This is a genomic window from Mycobacterium sp. (genome assembly GCF_008709575.1).
Taxonomy (GTDB): domain Bacteria; phylum Actinomycetota; class Actinomycetes; order Mycobacteriales; family Mycobacteriaceae; genus Mycobacterium.
Genome location: NZ_VYIK01000099.1, coordinates 1 through 6,074, shown reverse-complemented (window position 1 = coordinate 6,074; position 6,074 = coordinate 1). Strand labels below are relative to the sequence as shown.

Sequence of the window (6,074 nt, the reverse complement as noted above, 5' to 3'; positions counted from 1 at the left end):
CGGGATGGGCTCACCCCGCCATAAATGGCGAGGCTTGCGCCCAAGAATCCGGTCACCTCGAAGCCGTCGCGCTGCGCATCATCGACCGCGTCCAGCGCCAGGCGCTGGCCGGCCTCCAGGGTGTCTTGGCCGCGGCGGGCGATCGCCGCCGCGTAGGACAAGCCCTACACAAACGGGCGCGCGGCGATCACATCCGCGTCGGCCTGGGTGATCGCCGCATCCCCAGCCGCACCCTCCCACTCCACGCCGCCGGGCGCGCGCACCTTGTGGGCCGGCTGCTCCAAGACGTGCTCGGCCTCACCGCCGATGCGCTCACACCAGTCGGCGAACTGCCCCAGGTGGGCAAAACTCGACGCGGCCAGCTCATAAAGCGCGGGCCAGCCCTCCGGCAGCGGCGAGACACCCGCCATCAGCTCACCAGTTCGCGCAACGTCACCGCGCCAGCGTTGGACTACCACACCGACGCCGCAACCAACGACGGTGCGGTGTCGGCGGACAACCCGGCGCTGATCGTCTCGCACTCGGCTCCCACCTGCGCCAGCCCGGCGGCGAGCACCTTCAGGCGACAACCCGGCGTCTCGGCTGGCATGGGTGCGATCGTAACGGAAACGGAAGGAGACGGTACCTGCCCGCAACGCTCTGCATCATGCGCGTGCCAGGCATGGGGTTGATCAACATCAACATCAACGGCTAAAACAACCCGAACCGCCCGCCCGAGATGCACATCAACAACTTGTGCCGAACGTCAGGTGGGACCGCCACCGAACTGAGCATCACCGACCACGCCGGGCGGCCCCTACCCCCCGGATCACTGGCACGCCCACCCGAACTGCCCCCACCCGCCGTACCCCCCTGCCCCGGGCCCACCGGCGAACGCGCCAACTGGTGGTGATACGACCCCTTCCAACCCCAACCCCCACCCACCAACTAAGGCGGCCACGCCCACACCCGAATCGGATGAGGCACAGCGCACTTCGCTTGGAGAAACCCGGCAACGCAGCCGGTCCGTCACCTGACCGTTAGCGGGTAGCCCAGCCGGCGCCGACCGGATCGCAGCAACCTCGATGCCGGCCCATCGCGGATAATCGTCGTCGTGGCCGTGAAACGAATGAACCGCCAGCAGTTCTTCGGCGCCGTGTCCGGGTTCGACGAGGACCGGCTGCGGAAAACGCTGTGGAACCTGTACTGGCGCGGTTCGGCCGCTATGCGCGAACGCATCGAGGCTGAACTCGCGGGCGACGAGCGCGCCCGAACGCCGCGCTCGACCAAACCGCCGGCCGATCCGGAGACCGTGCGGTGGGAGGTCGACGACTTCGTGTCGCTGGCCCGGTCGGGTGCTTACCTGGGCGGGAATCGGCAGGTGTCACCACGCGAGCGGACCCGGTGGCGTTTCACCTTCAAGCGTCTTGTCGCCGAGGCCCAGGACGCGCTGCGTGCCGAGGATGCCGGGCCGGCGGCATCGGCGCTGGAGCAACTGATCGACCTCGCCTGCGAAACCAGCGACTACGACTACTTCCGCTCGGAGGATCCGGTGGCCGCAGCAGGGTTGGTCGTGTCCGACGTGGTCGGCGCGCTGTGGGCGTCGATCTGGGAACGCGACGGATTCCAGCACTTCGCCGAAACCGCCGCACCGCAATTGATTCGGTGGGAGTCCAGACACGGCTGGACCCGTTACGGCGAAGGTGCCGTGGCGGCGAAGGAAACCACCCTGGCCGCGGTGCTGGCGCGCATGCTGCGCGTCCCGGACACCTGGGCGGGTTTCGCCGAGCAGTACCTACGGGCGCTGGACGCGCTGTGCGAGCAGGGCCCGTCGACACCTCGACCGCGCCACTTCGGTGACGCCGCGCAGGAGCGGGCGCGCGCCTTGGCGCAATGGCACGACTTGCTGCTGGATCATCTGGGCGACACCGACGCCACTCTGCTCGACAGAATCGCCGGGCATCCGGCCCTGGGTGGCCAGGCCGTGCTGTCCGATCGGCCACCCCGGGTTCCGTGAACCCAGCCGCGCACCGAGCGCTACAGGCCGAGCGCGGCGCGCAACCGGTCGGCGTTCATGCCGCCGCGGGCGGCCACCCCGGCGGGAAAGCTGTCGAGCAGCTTGACCACATCGCCGCGGCGGGTCGGGTCGTCGGCGGCCTGCCGCGGGGTGTGACCGTCCAGCGCCGGGATCGGCTCGTCGAGCCACCGGGTCTCGTAGCCGCGGATGACCTCGTCGAGGAAACCGGCCAGCTCGGGATCGTCGGGGTCGAGCGCACGGTGGCCTCGCAGATCTTGCCCTCGTTGGCCACATACAGCGGGTCGATACCCAACAGTGCACACGCGCCGGTGACCACACCGGCAGCCGGTCTTCTTGCAGCAGCACCCCCAGCCCGCAGGCTTGGGTCAGCTCGTTGCAGACGGTGCCCACCCGCCGCGGGTCGGGTCACGCAGCCAGCGCGTCGAGGGGGCGCGGCCGCCAGCAACGACTCCACCAGCGGGCTCACCGCGGCGGTATCGGATCCAACCTCGGAGCCGGTATCGCCAATGGAGTCTCTGGGATGATCAGACATGATGACGGAAGAAGATGTCATAGCGCTGGGTCCAGGACTGGGACCAAAACCACCTGAATGCTCCTGCCCACGCCTGCGCGCAGGTGTCAACAGGGGCATAGCCAAGACGTTCCCTGGCCTTGGCTATGGAGTACGCACCCCCAACCTCGATGAAGGCGACCAGCTCCGCTGGGGTTCCCAAGACCTTGGCACCAGGACTTCTTGCCTTTACCTCGGCATAGGCGGTGACACGAGAAAGAAGGCTCCTTGGGACCACCAGTAGCTTGGAACGCGAAGAAAGCTCCTCCTTCAACTGCTCGAAGAACTGCAACATGTTAGGGGTGTCAGGTGCCGCGACGTTGAAAACTTCACCTGCTACGCCACCTCTGGTTGCTGCCAACTCGAAGGCCTGAGCCGCGTCCCTGGAGGAAACAAAGGAAACCAGGGCTTGGGGCGCAGGCACGGGGATTGGCAAACCGGACCTGAGGGCTACGAAGGTCGCCAGGATGGTCTTCTCGTGATAAAAACCTGGGCCGAACACCATTGGCATCCTCAAGGAAACCACCTCGAGTCCGGTCTCCTGGCTCACTCGAGAAAGGATCTGTTCGCACTCGTACTTGTTACGACTGTAGGTTCCCGTGAAGCGCAGGTCAGCCTCCTGATCGAGGGGGTCTCTTGTCTCCTGGGCCCCGTAAACCTCGATCGTGGAGGCAAAACAGAAACGTCTGACCCCGGCCTTGGCTCCCGAACTGGCCAAAAGTCGGGTCGGCTCGACATTGGCAGCCCTGAAGCCTTCCTCGTCCAGGCCAGCCTGGGGCATCCTAGCTGCCAAGTGGAAGATGACATCTACCCCTTTGACTGCCATGTCGACTACCCCCGGGTCCCCCGCGTCACCCGAGAGTGCCCACACACCTTCTGTTGCCTCTCGGGGCAGCCTGCGATCCAGGCTCCTGACCTCCCAGCCGTTTGAAACCAACCTGGACACCAAGGCCCGTCCGACTACCCCTGACCCTCCCGTTACCAAAGCTACGGCCATGGCGTCACGCTAGCCATTGTGGTCGGCCATCAACCGGCTAAAAGCTACATGCGTGCCATGTTCGCGAACTGGCTCAAGAAGGTTAGCCTGGCACTACCAGTTGGATCGTTGTCGCGAAGAACAAGATCCCGTGGGTCAGCTCACGCACCGGCACCTCGGACATGCCAGCCACCGAATTTGCCGTATGCAGGTGCATCGGCTTGTGAGGCGCTGGGCCCTTGGACGCGCGGCGTCAAGCAGCGGCGCGCGATGGGCCCGCTGGAGCCTTTCCTGCCGCCCGTCAAGAGGGGCAACAACGATCGTCGCCTGCTAGTCTGCCGTGTTGTGGCGACGCCGGTGAGTCACAGCTGGGGAGCCGGAAGCGCTTCCCCGTGCCGCCGCGGCAGCTAGTGAAGAGGAGCCTGCCATGGGTCGTCGTGGTGTCGGTGGTACTACGTTCACCATCGGCGCGACCGCCGGAGCCATGGTAGGCATCGCGCTGATGACCAGCCCGCTCGCTGACGCCGACGAGCTACCGCCCCTGCCGGTCCCACCATTCCAGATCACCCAACTACTTCCGCCGGGTTCAGAAGGCGTGCCGAAGATTATTAAGACCATCAACGTCCCAGGTCTGTACAGCAGCCGCCAAGAGGATATCCCTTACACGCTTTCCGATGGCAATAGTTACACCGTCGCCGATAATCAGCAAAGTGTTGGCGGCCTTGACGGCTCCCTGGTCTACCAGCAAGTAATGCAAAGGCAAATAACGTCAGGACCTCATATTCCCCAAGCTGCATGGAATTACTCCTCGCTCGGCGTGCCTTCCTCACCGCGCGGGATGACCACCGGGCTCGCCGAGGCTGCGGCTAATTCTTCCAGCGGAATGAACAGCGAGCTGTATTTGTATCAGAATTATGATCTCACCACTCCCGCGGGAACGGCCGATTTTTATGAAATACCATTGTTGGGCTTAGCAAATGAGTATTACAACGGCCCGGCAGGACTAATCGACGATCTCGTCGTTTTACAGAGTGGGGCCGTCCTCCCAGTCATCGATATCCCCGACGCAAGCGATCTCGCCGCACTGGGGTTCGAAACATTCGGCTTGTTGTGAGCCGGCGTGCCCGCCTGGCCCGGAGCGCGCCGTCCTGTCCGATCGGCCACCGATGAGCCCCGAGGGGACCGTGCCCGCGCACCGGCGCTACAGGCCCAGCGCGGCGCGCAACCGGTCGGCGTCCATGCCGCCGCGGGCGGCCGCCCCGGCGGGAAAGCTGTCGAGCAGCTTGATCACATCGCCGCGCCGGGTCGGGTCGTCGGCGGCCTGCCGCGGGGTGTGACCGTTCAGCGCCGGGAGCGGCTCGTCGAGCCACCGGGTCTCGTAGCCGCGGATGACCTCGTCGAGGAAACCGGCCAGCTCGGGATCGTCGGGGTCGAGCGCGCCCTGCCCGGTCACCGGCAGCTGCTTGGCCAGCTCGGCGGCCTCACGGGCGTCGCGCAGCGGGCGCCGCGAGTCCTCGAGCACGCTCATCGCGGGATCCAGCCGCGCCAGCGTGGCCAGCACCCGGTCCATCCGCTGGTCGCTGTTGGCCTCCACCCGCACGGTGTCCCCGTCGAGCAGCAGCGTGGCCCGGATCCGCTGCAGGCCGTCGGTGATGACGTGTTCGAACCAGCGCGGCGGCTGCTCGTCATCGACCCGGTCGTAGGTGTCGTCGAGCGCGGCCTCGATCCCGGCCGGGTCGCCGATCCGCACGGTGGCCTCGCAGATCGCCAGCGGATCACCCTCGGTGTTGACCAGCAGCGGCGGCGCGAACCGCCGGCTCAGCGCGGCCACCAGCATCACCGGGTCGGGTTGGGAGTCCAGCAGCTCGACCAGCTCGTCGCGCTCGTGCAACGCGACCGGCTCGATCCCGCCGAAAAACTGCATGCCCTGCCCGTCGGGCACCGCACGGGCGCAGATCAGCTGCCCGGGTTTGAGCTGGCGGCTCGCCGATCGCTCCCGCACCTCGTGGATGTCGCCGGTGCGCACGTCGCGCACCGTGAGCCCCTGGCCCGGCCGGACCTGCTCGACCTCGAACACCGACCGCTGCACCAGCAGCCACTGCTCGGCCAGCAGCCGCTCGTCGTCGGGCAGCAGCGACCCGCGCACCGCCACGAAATCCGCGAACGCACCACCCTCGAACAGCACGGCGTCCAAGACCAGCGGGTCACCCAGCGCGTCGACCAGCGCGTCGGGGTCCTCACCCGCGTAGCGGCCACGCTCGAAGCCCACCTCGATCAGTAGATCCGTCCAGCCGCCCACCAGCACGTGCTGGGCGGCCTTGCCGTACAACCAGCCCACCCGCTCCGGCAGCGGCAGCTGCTCGCGCCCGAGATGGCATTTCTTGTACTTGCGGCCCGACCCGCACCAGCACGGCTCGTTGCGGCCGAGGCCGCGGCCCGGCTCGGCCCGGTGCCGCTCCAGCAGCTGCCGCAGCGGATGGTCCGGCTCGGCGCCCGCGCGGCGCAGCAGCGACAGCCCACGCTCAGCGTCG

5 protein-coding genes and 3 pseudogenes are annotated in these 6,074 nt (G+C 67.0%); 2 read left to right on the top strand and 6 right to left on the bottom strand.

What is annotated here, in order from left to right; all coding sequences use genetic code 11:
• Window positions 1-164 precede the first annotated feature (164 nt).
• Both F6Q13_RS16470 and F6Q13_RS16465 read right to left on the bottom strand, forming a co-directional pair.
• The gene (locus F6Q13_RS16470; protein WP_293058805.1) at window positions 165-410 is read right to left on the bottom strand and encodes a hypothetical protein; all 246 of its coding nucleotides are present in this window, start codon (window positions 408-410) and stop codon (window positions 165-167) included.
• A gap of 41 nt (window positions 411-451) precedes the next feature.
• Window positions 452-589 (bottom strand): hypothetical protein, encoded by a 138-nt coding sequence (locus F6Q13_RS16465; protein WP_293058803.1) that lies wholly within the window; start codon window positions 587-589, stop codon window positions 452-454.
• A gap of 519 nt (window positions 590-1,108) precedes the next feature.
• Here F6Q13_RS16465 and F6Q13_RS16460 point away from each other — a divergent pair.
• Window positions 1,109-1,564, top strand: a pseudogene (locus F6Q13_RS16460) (hypothetical protein); the annotation flags it as partial.
• Window positions 1,565-2,016: 452 nt separating this feature from the next.
• Here F6Q13_RS16460 and F6Q13_RS16455 read toward each other — a convergent pair.
• The 3 genes and pseudogenes from F6Q13_RS16455 to F6Q13_RS16445 all read right to left on the bottom strand — a co-directional run.
• Window positions 2,017-2,253 (bottom strand): annotated as a pseudogene (locus F6Q13_RS16455) (antitoxin Xre/MbcA/ParS toxin-binding domain-containing protein); the annotation flags it as partial.
• A 17-nt stretch (window positions 2,254-2,270) separates the two neighbouring features.
• Window positions 2,271-2,510 (bottom strand): annotated as a pseudogene (locus tag F6Q13_RS16450) (hydrogenase expression/formation protein HypE); the annotation flags it as partial.
• A 31-nt stretch (window positions 2,511-2,541) separates the two neighbouring features.
• A complete protein-coding gene (locus F6Q13_RS16445) occupies window positions 2,542-3,564 on the bottom strand; it encodes an NAD(P)-dependent oxidoreductase (RefSeq protein WP_293058800.1) in 1,023 nt (340 codons plus the stop codon).
• 406 nt (window positions 3,565-3,970) lie between these two features.
• Here F6Q13_RS16445 and F6Q13_RS16440 point away from each other — a divergent pair, with 406 nt between their 5' ends.
• Complete coding sequence (locus tag F6Q13_RS16440) at window positions 3,971-4,657, top strand: hypothetical protein (protein WP_293058797.1); 687 nt, start codon at window positions 3,971-3,973, stop codon at window positions 4,655-4,657.
• Between the two features lie 87 nt (window positions 4,658-4,744).
• Here the strand turns inward: F6Q13_RS16440 and F6Q13_RS16435 are convergent.
• Window positions 4,745-6,074, bottom strand: a 1,330-nt coding sequence (locus F6Q13_RS16435) for an SEC-C domain-containing protein (RefSeq protein WP_293058795.1), incomplete at its 5' end; no start/stop codon positions are given.

Bases quoted from the DNA above. Each gene is read 5' to 3' on its own strand.
- F6Q13_RS16440 (WP_293058797.1), top strand. From the start codon at position 3,971: ATGGGTCGTCGTGGTGTCGGTGGTACTACGTTCACCATCGGCGCGACC.
- F6Q13_RS16445 (WP_293058800.1), bottom strand. From the start codon at position 3,564: ATGGCCGTAGCTTTGGTAACGGGAGGGTCAGGGGTAGTCGGACGGGCC.
- F6Q13_RS16465 (WP_293058803.1), bottom strand. From the start codon at position 589: ATGCCAGCCGAGACGCCGGGTTGTCGCCTGAAGGTGCTCGCCGCCGGG.
- F6Q13_RS16470 (WP_293058805.1), bottom strand. From the start codon at position 410: ATGGCGGGTGTCTCGCCGCTGCCGGAGGGCTGGCCCGCGCTTTATGAG.